General features: G+C 40.8%; 18 protein-coding genes. 16 read left to right on the top strand and 2 right to left on the bottom strand.

The features are described 5' to 3' along the window. The first annotated feature begins 8 nt into the window (after positions 1-8). The 11 genes from NXS00_RS05425 (at position 9) to argH (ending at position 10328) form a co-directional block, all read left to right on the top strand. The gene (locus NXS00_RS05425) at positions 9-674 is read left to right on the top strand and encodes an NADH:ubiquinone reductase (Na(+)-transporting) subunit D (RefSeq protein ID WP_258098101.1); all 666 of its coding nucleotides are present in this window, start codon (positions 9-11) and stop codon (positions 672-674) included. A gap of 19 nt (positions 675-693) precedes the next feature. After that, positions 694-1305 carry an NADH:ubiquinone reductase (Na(+)-transporting) subunit E gene (gene nqrE / locus NXS00_RS05420; RefSeq protein WP_258098100.1) on the top strand — a complete coding sequence of 204 codons (612 nt, stop codon included), beginning with the start codon at positions 694-696 and terminating at the stop codon, positions 1303-1305. Between the two features lie 75 nt (positions 1306-1380). Continuing rightward, entirely contained in the window at positions 1381-1944 is a 564-nt protein-coding gene (locus tag NXS00_RS05415) for a DUF502 domain-containing protein (RefSeq protein ID WP_258098099.1), read from the top strand. Between the two features lie 240 nt (positions 1945-2184). Further along, positions 2185-2799 (top strand): GNAT family N-acetyltransferase, encoded by a 615-nt coding sequence (locus NXS00_RS05410; protein WP_258098098.1) that lies wholly within the window; start codon positions 2185-2187, stop codon positions 2797-2799. Then, the gene (argG, locus tag NXS00_RS05405; protein WP_258098097.1) at positions 2796-3992 is read left to right on the top strand and encodes an argininosuccinate synthase; all 1197 of its coding nucleotides are present in this window, start codon (positions 2796-2798) and stop codon (positions 3990-3992) included. The genes NXS00_RS05410 and argG overlap by 4 nt, the downstream gene beginning before the upstream one ends. Further along, positions 3985-4956 (top strand): N-acetyl-gamma-glutamyl-phosphate reductase, encoded by a 972-nt coding sequence (gene argC, locus NXS00_RS05400; protein WP_258098096.1) that lies wholly within the window; start codon positions 3985-3987, stop codon positions 4954-4956. Before argG ends, argC begins: the two co-directional genes overlap by 8 nt. Before the next feature lie 3 nt (positions 4957-4959). After that, positions 4960-5763: a pyrroline-5-carboxylate reductase gene (gene proC, locus NXS00_RS05395; protein WP_258098095.1), complete on the top strand. Its 804-nt coding sequence runs from the start codon at positions 4960-4962 to the stop codon at positions 5761-5763. Position 5764: 1 nt separating this feature from the next. Continuing rightward, entirely contained in the window at positions 5765-6709 is a 945-nt protein-coding gene (locus NXS00_RS05390; RefSeq protein ID WP_258098094.1) for an N-acetylornithine carbamoyltransferase, read from the top strand. After that, positions 6702-7481, top strand: coding sequence for an acetylglutamate kinase (gene argB / locus NXS00_RS05385; protein WP_258098093.1), 780 nt, complete (start codon positions 6702-6704; stop codon positions 7479-7481). The genes NXS00_RS05390 and argB overlap by 8 nt, the downstream gene beginning before the upstream one ends. Next, the gene (locus NXS00_RS05380) at positions 7459-8538 is read left to right on the top strand and encodes a M20 family metallo-hydrolase (protein ID WP_258098092.1); all 1080 of its coding nucleotides are present in this window, start codon (positions 7459-7461) and stop codon (positions 8536-8538) included. The genes argB and NXS00_RS05380 overlap by 23 nt, the downstream gene beginning before the upstream one ends. Before the next feature lie 434 nt (positions 8539-8972). Beyond that, positions 8973-10328 carry an argininosuccinate lyase gene (argH, locus tag NXS00_RS05375; protein WP_258098091.1) on the top strand — a complete coding sequence of 452 codons (1356 nt, stop codon included), beginning with the start codon at positions 8973-8975 and terminating at the stop codon, positions 10326-10328. 313 nt (positions 10329-10641) lie between these two features. Here the strand turns inward: argH and NXS00_RS05370 are convergent, their stop codons facing one another. Beyond that, positions 10642-11103, bottom strand: coding sequence for a hypothetical protein (locus NXS00_RS05370; protein ID WP_258098090.1), 462 nt, complete (start codon positions 11101-11103; stop codon positions 10642-10644). A gap of 320 nt (positions 11104-11423) precedes the next feature. Here NXS00_RS05370 and NXS00_RS05365 point away from each other — a divergent pair, with 320 nt between their 5' ends. From NXS00_RS05365 to NXS00_RS05350, 4 genes are all read left to right on the top strand, one after another. Continuing rightward, complete coding sequence (locus NXS00_RS05365; protein WP_258098089.1) at positions 11424-12566, top strand: 6-bladed beta-propeller; 1143 nt, start codon at positions 11424-11426, stop codon at positions 12564-12566. Positions 12567-12674: 108 nt separating this feature from the next. Then, a complete protein-coding gene (locus NXS00_RS05360; protein WP_258098088.1) occupies positions 12675-13580 on the top strand; it encodes an Lcl C-terminal domain-containing protein in 906 nt (301 codons plus the stop codon). 2 nt (positions 13581-13582) lie between these two features. Then, entirely contained in the window at positions 13583-14128 is a 546-nt protein-coding gene (locus tag NXS00_RS05355; protein ID WP_258098087.1) for an RNA polymerase sigma factor, read from the top strand. Then, positions 14125-15018 carry an energy transducer TonB gene (locus tag NXS00_RS05350; RefSeq protein WP_258098086.1) on the top strand — a complete coding sequence of 298 codons (894 nt, stop codon included), beginning with the start codon at positions 14125-14127 and terminating at the stop codon, positions 15016-15018. The genes NXS00_RS05355 and NXS00_RS05350 overlap by 4 nt, the downstream gene beginning before the upstream one ends. A 54-nt stretch (positions 15019-15072) precedes the next feature. On the opposite strand, the gene NXS00_RS05345 is transcribed toward NXS00_RS05350, so the two are convergent. Further along, positions 15073-15435, bottom strand: a complete 363-nt coding sequence (locus NXS00_RS05345) for an energy transducer TonB (protein WP_258098085.1) — start codon at positions 15433-15435, stop codon at positions 15073-15075. A gap of 234 nt (positions 15436-15669) precedes the next feature. On the opposite strand from NXS00_RS05345, the gene NXS00_RS05340 reads away from it, so the two are divergent. Then, positions 15670-18864 (top strand): UvrD-helicase domain-containing protein, encoded by a 3195-nt coding sequence (locus NXS00_RS05340; protein WP_258098084.1) that lies wholly within the window; start codon positions 15670-15672, stop codon positions 18862-18864. Positions 18865-18897 lie beyond the last annotated feature (33 nt).

Here is an 18897-nt window from a genome sequence, read left to right as displayed (position 1 = left end):
CTCTGTCTATGAGTACTGAAACAGCAGAAGTAAAAGAAAAGAAACCTGCAGAAGCTTTATTCTCAAAGAGAAGAAGAAGAATCGTTTCTGATCCATTGAATGAAGACAACCCAATTACCGTCCAGGTTCTGGGTATCTGTTCTGCACTTGCGATTACTATTAAGATGGAACCAACTTTGGTGATGTCTATAGCCGTAATTGCTGTAGTGGTATTCTCCAACTTGTTCATTTCCCTGATCAGAGATTTGATTCCTGGTCGTGTGAGAATTATCGTACAGTTGGCAGTTATTGCTACACTCGTGACATTGGTTAGTGAAGTGTTAAAAGCATACTACTTTGATATGTACAAAGTATTGGGTGCTTTCGTTGGTCTGATCATTACGAACTGTATCGTTATGGGACGTCTTGAGGCTTTTGCTATGGCAAACAAGCCTTACGATTCTATCCTTGATGGTTTAGGTAGTGGTTTTGGGTATGCATGGATTATCCTAGTGGTAGCATTCTTCAGAGAGCTATTCGGATCCGGATCAATTATGAACTTTAAGGTGTTCGATGCAATCGGATGGGAAAGCTTCCCTACAAATGGTTTAATGGTTGATTCAATCGGTGCTTTCATGGTTCTGGGAATTCTAATATGGGTTCAAAGAGCTAAAACCGGATACGTAGAACACTAAAATCAAAATTTAGAAAGAAATGGAAATTTTTAATATAGCACTAAAAGCTACTTTCATTGATAACATGGTGTTCGCATACTTCCTGGGTATGTGTTCATTCCTTGCGGTATCTAAGAAGGTGTCTACTGCATTCGGTTTAGGTATGGCGGTAATCTTCGTATTGACGATTACTGTACCTGTTAACTGGTTGCTTCAAGAATATGTATTGAAAGAAGGGGCTTTAGCCTGGTTAGGCGAAGACTTTGCTACCGTGGATTTAACTTTCCTTCAGTTTATCATGTTCATTGCTGTAATCGCATCTATGGTACAATTGGTAGAGATGGTTATTGAGAAATTCTCACCAGCCCTTTACGGTTCACTGGGTATTTTCCTTCCGTTGATCGCTGTAAACTGTGCAATCCTTGGAGCTTCACTTTTCATGGTGCAAAGAGACTATACCATTGGACAGGCGACTGCATATGGTTTTGGTTCTGGTTTTGGCTGGTTCTTAGCGATCATCGCTTTAGCTGCAATTAGGGAGAAGTTAAAATACTCTAACGTACCTGACGGATTGAAAGGTCTAGGTATCACCATGTTGATTACCGGTTTGATGGGATTGGCATTTAAGTCTTTCATCGGTATTGCTCTGTAAGAATATTTTGAAACATTAATGAAAAGGCCTTGTTTGTACGACAAGGCCTTTTTTATTTTTTACTTATACTAGTTTATGAACTTTCAATCCCTTATTCGATTTTTTCTAAGAGGTTTATTGTTAATCGTTCCTGTAGGGTTAACATTTTACGTAATAGTGGCAATGGTCGCCTGGATGGATAACCTACTACCTTATAAGATTCCGGGTTTAGGAATCATCACTGTCCTGGCCGTAACTACTTTGGTGGGGTATTTGGCCAATACCATTTTTGCCAAGCCATTTTTTGACTTGTTTGGTGATTTGATGAAGAAAATACCACTGGTCAATTTCATTTACACTTCTATAAATGATCTGGTTACTGCATTTGCAGGAGACCAGAAAAAGTTTGATTCACCTGTGTTGGTGCCATTTGACGATAAAGGGATCATTTTTAAGCCAGGATTCATAACTGCTAAGGATTTAGCAGAAATTGGACTGCCAGGAATGGCCACAGTTTATTTACCACATTCTTACAACTTTTCCGGAAACGTTTTCGTTGTAGACAAAACTAAGTTGATCCCACTAGATGGAAACAATACTGAAATAATGAAATACATTGTTTCTGGAGGTGTTTCCGGAGAATTAAAGGGCAAACAGTAGTTAATTTGGAAAATAAATTGAAATAACTTCTTTTATTCTTGGAGTTAGGAAAAATTAGTAATTAAGTTTGCATCGAAGAATTAATAAATAGTTGAAGAACAACAGAAACATATCGTCTCCAGTATTGAGGCCTAGATTCCCCAGGCGGTAAGCCTTATATGTTTTATAGGACACCTACGTGGTGACCTTCTATCGACTTTTTAGTACCTTTCAATAATTCTTTTTTTCAAAATATCCAAGATGGACAAGTTCGTTGTATCAGTAGCTGATGCATCACATGTAAAGTACGCAGAAGAAATCTGTGAACTAATGGCGGATAGTGCGGCTAAGCGCGGCACCGGCATCGCCAGAAGATCTCCTGATTACCTCCAAATGAAAATGAACGAGGGTAAGGCGATAATTGCGTTAACAAAATCAGGCAAATTGGCTGGTTTCTGTTACATAGAGGTTTGGAGTAATGGTAAATACTTAGCCAACTCAGGACTAATTGTGCACGAGGACTATAGAAATCATGGATTGGCGCAAGCCATCAAAGAACGTGCATTTAAGCTCTCCAGAGAGAAATACCCCCAGGCCAAATTATTTGGTTTAACAACCAGTATGGCAGTCATGAAGATCAACTCAGATCTAGGCTATCGTCCAGTGGCTTTCACACAGTTGACAGATGATGAAGCATTCTGGAAAGGCTGTGCTACTTGTGTCAACTACGACATTTTAACCCGCAAAAATCATCAAATGTGCCTTTGTACAGGCATGCTCTATGATCCAGAGGAGAAAAAACGCCAATGGAAGAATAAGAGTGAGAAAGTGCAGGAGAAAATCTTGTTTTGGAAACAAAAAGTTAAAATTAAATGAGTGATCAGAAGAAGGTAGTATTGGCCTTTAGTGGTGGATTAGATACCACTTATTGTGCTATCTATCTTAAAGAATTGGGGTATGAAGTTCATACTGTCACGGTCAACACAGGAGGCTTTGATGCTGAAGAGTTGGCTTCATTGGAAGTAAAATCTAAAAGCCTGGGAGCGGTAAGCCATCAAAATGTTGATGCCACTGAAGAGTTCTACAGGAAATCTATCAAATATCTGATCGCTGGAAACGTACTAAAGAACAATACTTATCCGCTTTCTGTAAGTGCGGAACGTGTATTTCAGGCGACTGCTATCGCTAAGGAAGCGATCAAGCAAGGGGCTACAGCAATAGCTCATGGAAGTACAGGCGCTGGTAATGATCAAGTGCGATTCGACATGATCTTCAATATCCTGTGTCCAGAAGTAAGTATTATCACACCTATCAGGGATAAGAAATTATCTCGTGAAGAAGAAATTCAGTTCTTGATTGATCATGGAGTGAGTGGTAATTGGGAAAAGGCGTTGTATTCTGTGAACCAGGGATTGTGGGGAACATCTGTAGGAGGTAAGGAAACCTTGACATCTGATCAGTATTTACCTGAAACTGCTTTCCCAAGTCAATTGGAGAAAGATGGTTCTGAAGTAATCGAAATAGGATTTGAAAAAGGAGAGCCTGTAGCGGTTAATGGTGAGAAGTTATCACCAGTTCAGGCAATCGAAAAGATAAATGAATTGGCCAACCCTTATGGAGTTGGTAGAGATATTCACGTTGGTGATACCATCATCGGTATCAAAGGGCGTGTAGGTTTTGAAGCAGCAGCTCCACTTATTGTGATCAAAGCACATCATGCATTGGAGAAGCACACGCTGACCAAAAACCAGTTATTATTAAAAGATCAATACTCGCTTACTTACGGGAACTTGCTCCATGAAGGACATTACCTGGATCCTGTGATGCGTGATATTGAAGCATTCTATGAGAGCACTCAGAAGTATGTTTCTGGAACTGTGAATGTACAGTTGGCTCCTTATAGATTCTACATCATCGGTATTCAATCACCAAATGACTTGATGCAATCAAGCTTTGGTAAATATGGCGAAATGAATAATTCATGGTCTGGGGAAGATGTGAAGGGATTCTCTAAAATCTTCGGTAATCAGAACATGATTTATCACAAAGTACACCAGGCTGATGAGTAAACTACGAGTTGGAATATACGGTGCAGCTGGCTATACAGCTGGTGAATTGATCAGAATCTTATTGAATCACCCGAATGCCGAGATTGTTTGTGTGCAAAGCAGCAGTCAGGTAGGAAAGAAGGTGAGTGCTACACATACTGATCTGGTAGGAGATACGGATTTAGCTTTTGATGCGGATCTGGATTTCGATCAATTAGATGTCTTGTACTTGTGTAAAGGCCATGGAGAGTCAAAGACCTATTTAGATAGTGTGGAAGTGCCTGCACATGTTCGTATCATCGATTTGAGTAATGACTTTCGTTTGAAAGCTCCTGGGAATGACTTCATTTACGGATTGCCGGAATTGAATCATGAAGCAATCAAGTCAGCTCGTAAAATTGCGAATCCAGGTTGTTTTGCAACATGTATCCAGGTTGGATTACTTCCTGCGGCAAAGGCAGGTTTCATTCAATCGGAGATTCATACAACTGGTATCACAGGATCGACTGGTGCTGGACAATCGTTATCAACTACTTCACACTTCTCCTGGCGTAACAACAACATGAGTGTGTATAAAGCTTTTACCCATCAGCATTTGTCAGAGATAGGTGAGAGCATGATGCAAGAGTCTGGTTCTGAACATACGATTAACTTCATTCCTTTCCGTGGAAACTTCACCAGAGGAATTATTGTGACATCTTACTTTGAGACGGATGTAGATGAAGCAACTGCCCTGAAAGCTTATCAGGAGTACTATAAGGCTCATCCATATACACATGTAGTGGAGGAGAATCCTGACTTGAAAATGGTAGTCAATACGAATAAGGCATTGGTATACCTTCAGAAAGAAGGAAATAAACTGTTAGTCATCTCGATCATCGACAACCTGCTGAAAGGTGCTTCCGGGCAAGCGGTTCAAAATATGAACCTGATGTTTGGGCTGGAAGAGAAAGCAGGACTCCAGTTGAAGGCGAGTAATTTTTAGACAATGGAATTAATAGATCAAAATATAGCAATCCTTGGTGCTGGTAATTTAGGTATCGCCATTGGGCAGGGGATTGTAGAAGAGAAATTGAAAGAACCTGGTCAGGTTATTCTCACAAGAAGAAAACTTAGCCACATTACTCATCTTGCTGATAAAGGATTTAAGACAGCTGATGATAATAAAGTGGCTGTTGCTGACGCTGGTTACGTTTTCTTGTGTGTTCAACCAAGACAGTTAGCCGCACTAATTGAGGAAATCAATCCTGTATTGACGGAGAATCATGTGTTGGTTTCTGTTATCACAGGGGTTTCAATAGACGAGATCAAGTCCTTGTTAAAAGTAAGTGTTCCAGTGGTGAGGGCAATGCCAAATACTGCGATTGCTATTGGCGAGTCTATGACTTGCATTGCTTGCAATGACAGCAAAGAGCTTGCTCTTACGGTTCAAAAAGTATTCAACTCATTGGGTCAAACTCTGGTGATTGATGAAAAATTGATGCAGGCAGCTACGGTACTTGGAGCCAGTGGTATTGCATTCTTCATGCGTTTTTTACGTGCTGCTACACAAGGAGGTGTGCAAATGGGTTTCCACTCAGAAGAAGCACAGCTGATTGCGGTACAAACAGCCAAAGGAGCAGCTTCTCTTATATTAGAAACGGGCAATCATCCGGAAGTGGAGATCGATAGGGTAACCACGCCGCAAGGATGTACCATCGCCGGACTAAACGAAATGGAACATCAAGGACTAAGTTCAGCATTGATCAAAGGGTTGATGGTTTCTTACGACAAAATCAAAAACATTAAATAACATGCAGCATTTTACATCAGTGCTCGATGTGGCTGATCCCATGGGATTGGTGCAAAAAGCATTGGCTATCAAAAAGGATCCTTTTGCGATGAAAGCATTGGGTCAGAACAAAACGCTTGGACTTCTTTTCTTCAATTCTAGTTTAAGGACCAGGATGAGTTCACAAAAGGCTGCAGCCAATTTAGGTATGGATGTCATTGTGATGAATGTGACACAGGACTCGTGGCAGATTGAAATGGAAGATGGTGTGGTCATGAATGGCGGCACTGCAGAGCATATTCGTGAGGCTGCTGCCGTAATGGGGCAATATTGCGAAATTCTAGGAGTGCGATCCTTTCCTTCATTGACAGACAGAGAGGCTGATTACAATGAGAAGATCATCAACGCCTTCAAAACACATGCGGGTTGTCCTATTGTGAGTTTAGAATCTGCAACATTGCATCCGCTTCAGTCATTGGCCGATCTAATTACCATTGCGGAATTCAAACAAGTGGAGAAGCCTAAGGTGGTATTAACATGGGCTCCACACATCAAGGCATTACCACAAGCAGTGGGTAACTCCTTTGCGCAGTGGTTGACTCAAACTGACTATGACTTCACCGTAGTTCAGCCTGAAGGATTTGAACTCAGTGAAAAGTTTACCAAAGGAGCGAAGATCATGCATGATCAAAATGCTGCATTGGAAGGTGCCGATTTTGTGTATGTGAAAAACTGGTCGTCCTATTACGATTATGGGACTGTTGGTAAGATGGAAGATTGGTTGATCAATCAGGCTAAGCTTGCGAATACCAATAATGCCAAAGTGATGCACTGCTTGCCAGTTCGTCGCAATGTGGTTATTGCCGATGATGTGTTAGATAGCAAGAGTTCTATTGTGATCCCACAAGCAGGAAACAGAGTTTACAGCGCGCAGGCCGTGCTTCAGGAAATCCTAGAGAATGCCTAAAGAAACATTACATATTATCAAAATTGGTGGAGCAGTCATCGAAAACCCTGAAATGAAGCAGGCGTTTTTGGATGGATTCGTTGCACTAAAAGGAAAGAAAATATTAATCCACGGAGGTGGTCGAGTGGCTACTGAAATAGGTGCAAAACTTGGAATTGAAGCCAATATGGTGGAAGGTCGTCGGGTGACTGATGATGAAACCATTGACTTGGTAACGATGGTCTATGGAGGTTTAGTCAACAAGCAAATGGTGGCACAACTACAATCCCTTGGGGAGAATGCGATTGGGCTAACCGGAGCAGACGCCAACCTGATCACTAGTAACAAACGTCCAATTAAAAATGGCGTGGATTACGGTTGGGTAGGAGACCCGCAGAAGGTGAACGATGCCTTTGTGAAGAGTTTATTAGAAGCAGGATCCATTCCTGTAATTGCTCCTTTGACACATGATGGCGAAGGACATATCTTGAACACCAATGCAGATACCATGGCTGGAACGATGGCCGTGGCGATGGCTCCTCACTTTGATGTGAATCTAGTGTTGACCTTTGAGTTGGATGGAGTGATGAAGGATGTGAATGATCCAAGTTCACTCATTACACAGTTTGAGCAGTCATTCTTCAATGAAATGAAAGCGACAGGAGCGATCCATAGCGGTATGATTCCTAAGTTGGAGAATGCATTCAAAGCATTGGAAAGTGGAGTGAGCGGAGTTCGCATTTGTAAATACGATCAAATTCATACTGATAGTGGCAGCTTTCTCCAGTTATAGTATCGATCAATTACATCAGGAAGCTATTCTGTTGTTAACTCAATTGATAGAGATCCCTAGCCTGAGTAGAGAAGAAGATAAAACAGCGGATTTGTTGCAAACTTTCTTCGAAAAGCAAGGTGTTTCGGTAAACCGACAAGGCAATAATGTATGGGCGAAGAACTTACATTTCGATTCATCAAAGCCTACGATCTTGCTCAATTCCCATCATGATACGGTAAAGCCTAATCAGGGCTATACCAAAGATCCTCACCAAGCGATCATTGAAGATGGTAAGTTGTTTGGGTTGGGGAGTAATGATGCTGGTGGGCCGCTGGTGTGTTTGATCATGAGCTTTTTGCATTTGTATGATCGAGAAGATTTGAAATACAATTTGCTGATGGCTGCAACAGCAGAAGAGGAAGTATCTGGAGCCGGAGGTGTGAGTAGCATTTTGTCTGAACTTGGAGCTATCGAAGTAGGAATAGTGGGCGAGCCAACACTGATGGAAATGGCGATCAGTGAAAAGGGCTTGATGGTGCTGGACTGCTATGCAAAAGGCAGAGCTGGACATGCAGCTAGAGATGAAGGAGAAAACGCCATTTACAAGGCGATGAAGGATATAGAGTGGTTCAGAACGTATCAGTTTCCGAATCAGTCAGAAAAATTGGGGCCGGTGAAAATGTCTGTGACGGTGATTGAATCGGGATCACAACATAATGTGGTGCCGGATACTTGCCACTTTGTGGTGGATGTTCGCACGACAGATGCCTACACCAACGAAGAAACGCTGGCACACATTCGTGAGCATGTGTCTAGTGAAGTGAAGGAAAGGTCTACACGTTTGCAGCCATCGAGAATTGATAAGGAACATGCAGTTGTAAAAGCAACAGAAGCATTGGGTATTCGTACTTTTGGTTCGCCAACTATGTCGGATCAGGCGTTGATGCCGTTCTCAACTGTGAAAATGGGTCCTGGTGACTCAAACCGTTCGCATACGGCGGATGAGTTTATTTTTGTATATGAATTGAAACAAGGGTTAGAGGGGTATTTGAGGGTTTTGGATCAGCTTCTATGATTCTCCTTGTACTTTTAGCTTGATCTAAAAGTACCAAAACATCAAGACTGTGATTAATCACCTAGAATTGATTCACAAACACTGAAAATCCATAAACTCGCACTGACTAAGGTCAGTACTCAAACAGTATGGATTTTTTAATCATGTTTGCTTTCAATTCTTTAACGCTGATTAATCAAGGTCAGTCCTTGACTGGTATAAGAATTGAATTTAGGAGCGTTTTCCCCTTTTCAAGAGGAAATGCCGATTGGCAAAGGGGTTGATTGATAGCTGTCAAATTGTTTACCCCAACCGAACGTCGGCGCGGCCTAAAAGGAGCAATTTGATGACCAACAATGATTGACAATCCTTAAAGAGAGATAAATTGATTTTCGCTCCCTTTAGGGATGCCTGATAAGGCAGGGTAAAAGTGAAAATCTAGTAAAAACACACATATGAAGCTTTGGCAGAAGTCCACCAGCCTACCGGCTAGGCAGGCAGACGTAATAAAAAAGATAGAAGTATTCACCATCGGTAACGATCAGGAGCTAGACCTGTTATTGGCTCCATTTGACGTTCTGGGTTCATTGGCGCACATCACCATGCTGGAGAGCATTGATTTGCTCACCAAGGAAGAACTTGATGCGCTGTCTGTTGAACTAAAGGCTTTATACAAAAGGGCTGCCGAAGGTGAAATTACCATCGATGAAGGGATAGAAGATATCCATTCTCAAGTAGAGTACTTGCTGACAGATAAGCTAGGAGAGGTAGGAAAGAAAATCCATAGTGGGCGTTCGCGTAACGATCAGGTGTTGGTGGATCTGAAAATGTTCTTCCGAAGTGAGATTGAAGTGATTGCTGAGCAGATTAAAGTGTTGACAGATCGTTTGCTAGAAAAGTCAGAGCAGTTTAAGAATGTATTGATCCCAGGCTATACACACATGCAGGTGGCTATGCCATCTTCTATTGGTCTTTGGCTGGGTGCATACGCTGAAAGTTTGTCGGATGACTTAATTGCGCTAAGAGGCGCTTACGAAGTGGCTAACAAGAATCCATTGGGTTCGGCGGCAGGTTATGGTTCCTCGTTTCCACTAGATCGTGAGATGACGACAAAGCTACTAGGCTTTGATGAGCCGAACTACAACGTGGTGTACGCTCAAATGACACGCGGTAAGACCGAAGTGACCTTGGCGAATGCCATTGCTTCGGTAGCTGCTACCATGAGCAAACTAGCCATGGACATGTGCCTATATGCAGGTCAGAACTTTGGGTTTATCAAGTTTCCAGATGAGTTGACTACTGGCTCCAGCATCATGCCACACAAGAAGAACCCAGATGTATTCGAACTGGTACGGGGACGATGCAATCAGCTGACAGCCTTGCCGAACGAACTCAACCTCATTCTAAGCAACTTGCCAAGTGGCTATCATAGAGATTTACAGCAACTAAAAGAACACTTGTTTCCAGGCATCCAAACTTTAAAACAGTGTCTGGATATTGCAGAGTTTGCGATTAGTGAAATGAAGGTGATGGATGGCATCATCGATGATCCAAAATACGATTACCTCTTCACCGTAGAGCTAGTGAACGACCTAGTACTTGGAGGTATGCCGTTTAGAGATGCTTACAAGGAAGTAGGTAGACAAGTGGAAGCTGGCGAGTACCAAGCCAACCGAGATGTAAAGCACACCCACTTAGGTAGCTTGGGCAACCTTGGCAATGACCGCATCAAAGAAAAGATCAACCGAGAGCTAGGAAAGTTTGGTTTTGATAGAGTGAAGGGTGCTTTGGATGGATTGGTAGGAGCTTAAGCTCCTTCATGCTGAGTGATTACCCTCCATGGTGGTCTTTTTGGTGATCATGGCACATTAAAGATTCTTCATGCTAAATATTATTTCCTCATGTCTTGCAGGGTTTGTGGAAAGTTCTGTAGGAAAGACCTTAACTCTTGTGGGGCAGATGAAAGTTTCGTGAGAGGGGTGCCAGGTTTCGCAGGGACCACCCCATCTCCTGCAGGAAAGGAGATTTCAATGCAGGAGTTCACAAAAGTCCTACAGGGATAAGAATTTAAGGCTAGAAAGTGGGTTTTAAAGAGTTGAGGTGCTTTGGGGGAGTTGGTGAGGACTATCCTTTCCAAAAATCGGAGCGATGGATTTTAAAATCTTTACTTAACTGTTGAACAAGTTTATCAAAGGATTTGATCTCCAAAGAACTAATGTGAATGCCTTGGCCATCAATGAATCGAATGTTTAACTGATTGTATCTCGGTACATATCTAGCTCTGATATTTTCAATTAATTCAATTCGTTTTACATTTTGCTCGGTCAGTTCATAGTAGATCCTCTTTTTCGGGTATTCCACGATCCACTTCTTGTCGATGTATTTGATGACTTTCTGTGATTTGTGGAATAAATATGGGAGTCCAAAGAAGAAACCTACAATAACCACAGTCATAACCATAGTAGTGGTCTGCTGTGTGTCTGTTTTCGTACCAAAATCATAATACATGATAATCAGTAAGACAGAACCTACGAACCGAAGAAGGTTGACGTAGGTTTTAGTGGATGCTTTTGTGATGAAGGTCAAGACTTGTTTTTTAAACTAAAATAAGTGCTTCGAATGACCGAAAATAAAGTTAAATGGTTTTTAGATTAACTCACCCCAGACAATATTTCTGTAAAAATTCTGTGATTGAGTAACTCCCCTCTCTTTCTAAGAGACGGACGGCCAGTCAGGGGTTGGGGAGAGTTGTTAATGGACACAAGAATAAGTATCATAAAATGATTTAAAGATAAAGCTGGTTAGAGGATTGAGAATTCTCATGACAACCATTTACATAAATGGTATCTCCCTTTCCAACAGTCACTTATATCTTTAACAGATCTAACGATCAATCAAACTCTTCTATGAACCAAACGAACCTCGTCAACACTGTTCTCTTTGCATTGACAATATCATTTATGGCAGCTTGCGCTTCTAAATCCATTAGTGAAGAGCCAGCTGAAGCCAAAATCAATTTAGCGGCGACTGATTTTCAGGTAGATGCTTTTTGGCCAAAGCCACTGCCTAATGGCTGGGTCTTAGGAGAGACTCCAGGAATCCATGTAGACAAGAACGATCACATTTGGATTGTTCAACGGCCAGCATCTCTTTCACCAAGAGAAGTGAGAAATGAGGAGGGGCCTTATATTCCGGAATGTTGTTCGCCGGCTCCTTCCGTTATTCAGTTTGATCAGGAAGGCAATGTGTTGAATTCCTGGGAAGTACTGGATTCAGCAAACCAGGAAGTGGATGGCAATCAACTTTGGATTGGTAGTGAACATGGAATCTATGTGGATGACAGCATGAATGTCTGGCTCGGAAATGCCAAGAACCACATGGTGTTAAAATATTCCGCTGATGGTAAGTTGCTACTGCAAATAGGAGTGAAGGGTAAAACTAATGGCAGTAATGATACTCAATTGCTAGGAGGTCCTGCAGATATGGCGGTGGATTTGGCTGCCAATGAAGTATTTATAGCAGATGGTTATGCCAACCGACGAGTAATTGTCTTTGATGCTACAACAGGTGAATACAAACGTCACTGGGGTGGTTTTGGTGAGCAACCTCATGATAATGACTTGCCTCCTTACGAAGAAGTTGATGCTATTCGTTCTTTCAAAACAGCTGTGCATGCGATTGTTTTGTCTGATGATGGATTGCTGTACGTGGTAGATCGTTCCAATAGTAGAGTTCAGATCTTCCAAAAGGATGGGACTTATGTCAATCAATTCTTTGTGGCTAAAACTTCAGGACCAGGTACGGTTTGGGATGTTACTTTATCGCGAGATCCACAACAATCTAAAATCTACATTACGGATGCCAAAAACATGAAGGTTTGGGTCTATGACCGTCAATCTTTTGAAGTTCAAGGCACATTTGGGTCTGGAGGACGAAACGCAGGTCAATTTGGATGGGTGCATTGTATTAGTATGGATTCCGAGGGCAATTTGTATACTAGTGAAGTTAAGCCTGGTTTGCGTGTGCAGAAGTTTGAGCCATCTAAATAATTGAAAATTTGATATCTAAAAGATCATAATTAACTTTTAAATAAAAAAAGTTGACCCTTACCGTTACTTTTTATTCACTAAGGCATACTAAGGATAAAACTGAAAGATATGATTCGATTAACTAAGGCATTTTTCAACCTGTTCGTGGGGGTTTTATTATTCTCTGGGTGTGACACGGAAAACCCAGAACCTAAGTTTTCAGAAGAGCCTTTAGAACTTACAGTTTACGAAGAAATGATAAGAACTCTCCCCCAAAATTGGGAGGGGACAGCTTGCTTCCAAAGAGGATCATATAGAGCTTTTCCAGGGGCCACTGTTGTTTACTCAGGTGCATTTTATGGAGGTGATGTTCGTTCAGAGTCCGATGAATATGAAGTGAAATGGACGGTATCTAATGGTGCGAAAATTATTGGTTCTGATTCATCTAGAACAGTAAGTATATTGTTTGAAGAGGGGTTTGATAAGGTCGTAGTTTTGGCTCACAATACTGAATCTGTGGTAGAATGTAGTACTTCGATTGAAGTGTACAACGCGGAGAATGTTATTCAGGTAGGAGAGCCAGGTGAAGGTGGAGCTGTTATTTATGATAAAGGTCAAGAAAGTGATGGTTGGCAATTTATTGAATCTTCAGAGGTAATAAACTATTGGGCTGAACAGTCACAATGGGGATGTTTGGCTGATATAGTTCAAAATACTTCTGGTGATTTAGGTGATGGCAAAATGAATACGGAAAGACTATGGGCAAATGAGTGCAATCAGGAATCGGCACTTTGGGCTTACCAATTAGGTCTGGAACATGTGGCTAATGGATACTGGGACTGGTATTTGCCTTCATTGGAGGAAGCCAAATTAATACAGCCAGGTGATTATGCTGCATCTCAGGAATCTTTTTTTATATGGACTTCTACTGAAGTGGATAATAACAACGCCTATATGGTAGACCTAATATCAGGCGACGTTGTAGCTAAAAACAAGGATGAAGAAGCCTATGTAGTTGCTGTAAGATACTTCTAACGGTGATTGAAGACTGGAGCTTGGAGAAAGAGCGCATTCTCCTAAAAACGGCGAAAAAGGAACCAGAAGTCTTCGGTGAAGTTTACCGTTTCTACTTTAATAAAATACATCGGTATGTTTCTCTTAAGGTATCTAATGATTCGGCTTTAGCCAATGAGTTAGTTTCTAATGTGTTTTACAAAGCATTGGTGAAGCTGAATCGTTATGATGAAAACCGTATGTCCTTTTCTCCATGGCTGTACAAAATTGCCCTGAACGAGATACGTATGCATTTTCGAAAGAATCAATCTGGGAATTTTCTTTTTCGACTGTCTGATATGGAAGAGGTTTTCAGTCTTGATGCAGATGAAGGATCAGAAAGAAAAGAGGATCTCGCCAAGCATATTGCTTCCTTAAAAGAGGAAGAGCTTTCCATCATTGAGCTTCGTTTTTATGAAAACTTTTCCTTTAAAGAGCTTGGAGAAGTGTTCAACAAATCTGAAGAGGCAATCAAGATGAAGACACATCGGATTATTAAAAAACTCAAATCCAAAATCGTCAAGCAATGAGCTATAGAAAGAATATTTATTGGATTGAGGAGAACTCTTATTCATCTGAAAATCAGCTAAAGAATTTCGATCAGATCCTGAAAAAAGCTAAACAAAGAAAGCTCAGGCTCCAAGTGATCAGAGGAAGCATTATGGTCATTTCGCTAGTGTCATTATTTCTGGTTTGGAGGTTGATAGATCCTTATGGTCAAACTGGAGGTGTAAATGATTCGATAAATGAATTGAATCAGAATAAAGTAATGTTAGGTGTTAAGGATTCAATTCTCTCCTTAAATCAGACTCATTCAAAAAAATCATTACAAGATTCTGGTCAGCGTATGGACATGGTGAATGGTTCTAGTGAAGTGGGCATGGAGAAGTCTATCAATAAAGAGAAGCAAGATAATGGGGAAGTACAATCTCCATCCGCAGAGTTGTCAAATAATGTAGAAAGGTCTAAGGTTGAAAATAACATAAGTCTACTAGAGCAAGAAGATCAGCAAAAAATGCTGAAGCACAATACCATTATAATGGATTCAATAGATGAGGTTGATGAAAAACCATCAATTAAACCCGAAAATTCTTTAGATGATGAGAATGTTAAGGCCATTTATACAAATGCATATCCACTTGTGGGGTTTGATAGCTTGTATCATTTCTTGTATCAAGGGATAGATTTGAAAGTGAGTCAGCAACATTTAAATGCTGAAGAGCTAAGTATCTATTTCTATATAGATAGTGATGGAAAGCCTTCTGATATTCAAATTAAAGGAGTGGAATCTGATACAGTTGTTCAGTTGATAAGAAAAGTGGTAGAGCAAATGCCAGTTTGGAAACCTGCTATGATCAATGATCAACCAGTAAGACGGCAATTTATGTTGCCTTTAAAATTTGAGACAGATGATAAATAAAAAAGGGAACCCCTGAGGGCTCCCTTCTTCATTACATATACAATTCTTTAGGAATTAGTCAATTTTAAGCTCGAAAGCGAAAGGAATCTGTACAGTACTAGCTACTGCTTGTCCAAAACCATTTTTAGCTGGCTCAAATTTCAAATCTTTTACTGCTAGTTCTACTGCTTCTTTCAATTTGTTGCAAGGGAATGAAACCGCTTCTTTATTGGCGATGTTACCTTCTGCATCGATTTCGATTTTCATCATTACAGTACCTTCCATGCCGTGATGGTTGCTTTCTGCAGGGTACTCAATATTAGAGGCTACTTCGTCAAGGTTCAGTGCTTTTGCTGCAGTTGGTTTCATTGGATCAGATCCTGCGAATGCTACTGCTACTGCTAAAATGAATGCGAATGTAAATATTGACTTTTTCATGTTTCCTCCTTTGTTAATGATTTGATAATCCAATATTACGTAAATGTTAACAAATTAACAATCACGTAATGTTAAGTTTTCACTGAATTAACAATTATCTCGACTGAATGTGAGATTTATCAGATAAATGGGAGAGGAAATAGAATGTTAAATGTGGAAATCTTCTTCTTTGAAAGGGTTGGATTGGTGCTGAAATTGGTCAAATTTATGTTTCAATAATAATCCAAGCAGATTTTGATTAGCGAATCCGAAATTCCTCCAAAGCCATTTCATATTTATCGATCGGGTGCTGGTTCTGGTAAGACGTATACCCTTGCCAAGTCATACCTCACGCTAGCACTGTCCAGACCGGGTGCTTTTCGTAACATTTTGGGTGTAACCTTTACCAACAAGGCCACCGAGGAGATGAAGAGTCGGATTGTGAAGTTTCTAAAGGAACTCTCAACCGGAAAGGATCAACCGATGCGGCAGGAATTGAGAGAGGCATTAAGGATTTCCGACAAAGAGTTAACAAAACGTGCCAATGAAGCCCTAAGTGATATTCTTCATCAGTATGGTCGATTTAGTATTGTAACCATAGACAGTTTCTTTCACGCAGTGATCCGGTCGTTTGCCCGGGAAATGGGCCTGCAAGGTACGTTTACAATTGATTTGGATCTGGATAAAGTACTGCAAATTGTAATCGATGAGCTGTTACTGGAAATAGGTGAAGAGAAGCAAAAGCAACTTCGTAAGTGGTTGACGGAGTTTGCAGAGCATAAAGTAGAGGAAGGGTTAAGTTGGGATTTTAGAAAGGATATTTCTGCATTATCGAAGGAAATCCTGAAAGATGAGTTCAAGCAATACTCAACAGATATCTTAAAGCTTAGCGAGCAGAAGAACTTCTTTGGTAATCTTAGAAAGGAACTTAATGAGGTTAAATATCCCTTCGAAAATCAGGTCAAGAAACTTTGTCGAGAAGCTGTAAAGTTTATAGAGGATAATGGCTTGTCTATAGATTCTTTCAGCCGAAAGGCTAGTGGTCCTGCGGGATTGTTTGTCAAGTTGGAAAATCTGGATTTCGATATTTCAGATACACGTCGCGCTGCAATGGAGGATGTGACTAAATGGCTAACTAAAGCTGATCAGAAGGATGTCGCAAAAGTGGCTATCACAGAAAAGGTCATGGTGTTGTACGCCGATTTGATCAATTATGTAGACCAGGAATTTATCAAATACAATTCGGTAATCGAAGTACAACGATACCTTTATGCATTCGGAATTCTTGCTGAGATCAACAAGTATCTCACCAAATATCGAGATGAAAATGATGTGATGTTGATAGCCGATTTGCCTGATTTCCTGCATCAGATTATCAATGATAGTGATACTCCTTATATCTATGAGAAGGTAGGCTCGGTTTACAATCACTATCTGATCGATGAGTTTCAGGATACATCTGCTTTCCAATGGGACAATTTCAAACCCTTGGTGAAAAACACGACGGATGAAGGCAACTTCAGCATGGTGGTGGGGGATGTGAAGCAGTCCATTTATCGTTTTCGAGGTGGAGATTGGGAGTTGCTACAAAATCGTGTCAAAGATGATATTGGTGATTATCATGTAGAGCCACACAATCTTGGAACAAATTGGCGTTCTGATCCGGCAATTGTTCGGTTCAATAATCAGTTCTTTACAAACATGATGGGAGTTTCAAGAGGTCATTTTGAAGATATGACTTCAGAGATTCTCAATGATGGAATTCGACAAGAGGTTCTTGGAAAGATTGGTGAAGTGTTTGAGACGTTCTCCGATGTAGCGCAGGAGATTCCAGAGCATCGCACTGAGGAGAATGGAATGATTCGATTTGAGTTCATTAAGGAAGAACGTGATGCTGAAGAGGGTTGGGTCGATCAGTCCATTCGCAAAACCATAGAGCAGGTAGAACAACTACAGCGTCAAGGATATGAACTCAGAGATATTGCAGTTTTGACGCGTTATGCTAGTGAAGGGAAGAAAATAGCTGATGCATTCATAGACTTTCGTAATTCACCAGAAGCAGACCCTAACCTTCGATATGAAGTGGTGAGTAGTGAGGCTCTTTACCTCACTTCCAGCCATTTGGTGCGGTTTGTAGTTTCCTTGATTAAGTGGCTCAATGATGAGAAGAATACCATCGTATTGAGCGAGTGGTTGTATGAATACAATCGCTATATATTGAAGAACGGACTCAAGGAGAGTGAAATTTTTGCTCGTTTTGATCGATGGGAAGAATTGGCACCCAAGAACTTCATTGGCCAGCGCGATTATTTAAAGACGCTTCCTTTGTATGAACTTGTGGAAAGTCTCATTCGAATTTTTGATTTGCATAAGATTCCCGAGGAGTTTACCTACTTACAAGGTTTCCAGGATGCAGTTCTTGACTATGCGAAGAATGAGCGAGGAGATATTCCATCATTCCTCACCTGGTGGGAGGAAATTCGAAAAACGAGATCCATTAAAGTCTCGGATGATAACAATGCGGTGAAAATTCTTACCATTCATAAAAGCAAGGGCCTCGAATTCCCAGTGGTGATTTTACCATTCATGAGCTGGACGTTCGATCATGATGCCAGTAAGGATACCATACTCTGGTGTGCTGGAGATGTTGGGGTAGCTCCTTTCAATAAAGTGCCGGTAGTTCCATTGAAATATAATAAGGGTCTGGCAAATACCTATTGGGCTCAGCGTTATTATGAGGAGAAACTAAAGGCATATTTGGATAATCTCAACTTGCTTTATGTAGCATTCACACGACCAGTTGAAGTGCTTATTGGATTCGCAAAGCTTCCTGCTAAGTCAGATATGAAGTACGCTTATGATCTAGTTTTGAATCAGGTCAAGGAAACTGAGCAGTGGAGTGAAGAGGAGAATGTCTATCAGGTTGGATCGATTCCAAAACCGACACATGAGCAAAAAGTAACTGCAGAGTATGGATTAGAATCATACATTTCTAGTCCATGGCGAGGAAAAGTGAGTATTCAGATCAAAGGTAATGAAGAACTGAATGAAACAGTTTTCAATGATGCGCAGCGTAGAGGAACGAAGCTTCATGATATCCTCAGTCAGATTAAATACAAAAAAGACCTTGATCAGTTTTCCAATCTGGAACATATCGTAGAATTGACTAAAATTATTGAGCATCCAGAAGTAGCTAATTGGTTTGAGGAATCCTGGGAAGTGCATACGGAGGTGCCCATACTATTGCCGGGAGGAGATTTCAAGAGGATTGACCGATTGAATAGAAAGGATAATGCTACGGTTATTATTGATTTTAAAACCGGTACTAAACGTAAAAAAGATCACTATCAGGTGAAAGAATACATGCAGCTACTCGGGGAGATGGGCTATCTGAATATCAAAGGTTATTTGATCTATTTGTATGATTTGTCAGTAGAGGAGGTGATTTAGTTAAAGATGGTCAAGTTAAAAGAAGGATATTAT

It is taken from the genome of Marinoscillum pacificum, from assembly GCF_024714495.1.
GTDB classification, from domain to species: Bacteria; Bacteroidota; Bacteroidia; order Cytophagales; family Cyclobacteriaceae; genus Marinoscillum; species Marinoscillum pacificum.
This window is presented reverse-complemented; position numbering and strand designations above follow the sequence as displayed.

Excerpts from the sequence above, each read along its gene's own strand:
- NXS00_RS05360 (WP_258098088.1), top strand. The coding sequence starts at position 12,675 with ATGATTCGATTAACTAAGGCATTTTTCAACCTGTTCGTGGGGGTTTTA.
- NXS00_RS05410 (WP_258098098.1), top strand. The coding sequence starts at position 2,185 with ATGGACAAGTTCGTTGTATCAGTAGCTGATGCATCACATGTAAAGTAC.
- NXS00_RS05350 (WP_258098086.1), top strand. The coding sequence starts at position 14,125 with ATGAGCTATAGAAAGAATATTTATTGGATTGAGGAGAACTCTTATTCA.
- NXS00_RS05425 (WP_258098101.1), top strand. The coding sequence starts at position 9 with ATGAGTACTGAAACAGCAGAAGTAAAAGAAAAGAAACCTGCAGAAGCT.
- NXS00_RS05345 (WP_258098085.1), bottom strand. The coding sequence starts at position 15,435 with ATGAAAAAGTCAATATTTACATTCGCATTCATTTTAGCAGTAGCAGTA.
- NXS00_RS05390 (WP_258098094.1), top strand. The coding sequence starts at position 5,765 with ATGCAGCATTTTACATCAGTGCTCGATGTGGCTGATCCCATGGGATTG.
- argC (WP_258098096.1), top strand. The coding sequence starts at position 3,985 with ATGAGTAAACTACGAGTTGGAATATACGGTGCAGCTGGCTATACAGCT.
- proC (WP_258098095.1), top strand. The coding sequence starts at position 4,960 with ATGGAATTAATAGATCAAAATATAGCAATCCTTGGTGCTGGTAATTTA.
- argH (WP_258098091.1), top strand. The coding sequence starts at position 8,973 with ATGAAGCTTTGGCAGAAGTCCACCAGCCTACCGGCTAGGCAGGCAGAC.
- argB (WP_258098093.1), top strand. The coding sequence starts at position 6,702 with ATGCCTAAAGAAACATTACATATTATCAAAATTGGTGGAGCAGTCATC.
- NXS00_RS05415 (WP_258098099.1), top strand. The coding sequence starts at position 1,381 with ATGAACTTTCAATCCCTTATTCGATTTTTTCTAAGAGGTTTATTGTTA.
- nqrE (WP_258098100.1), top strand. The coding sequence starts at position 694 with ATGGAAATTTTTAATATAGCACTAAAAGCTACTTTCATTGATAACATG.
- argG (WP_258098097.1), top strand. The coding sequence starts at position 2,796 with ATGAGTGATCAGAAGAAGGTAGTATTGGCCTTTAGTGGTGGATTAGAT.
- NXS00_RS05365 (WP_258098089.1), top strand. The coding sequence starts at position 11,424 with ATGAACCAAACGAACCTCGTCAACACTGTTCTCTTTGCATTGACAATA.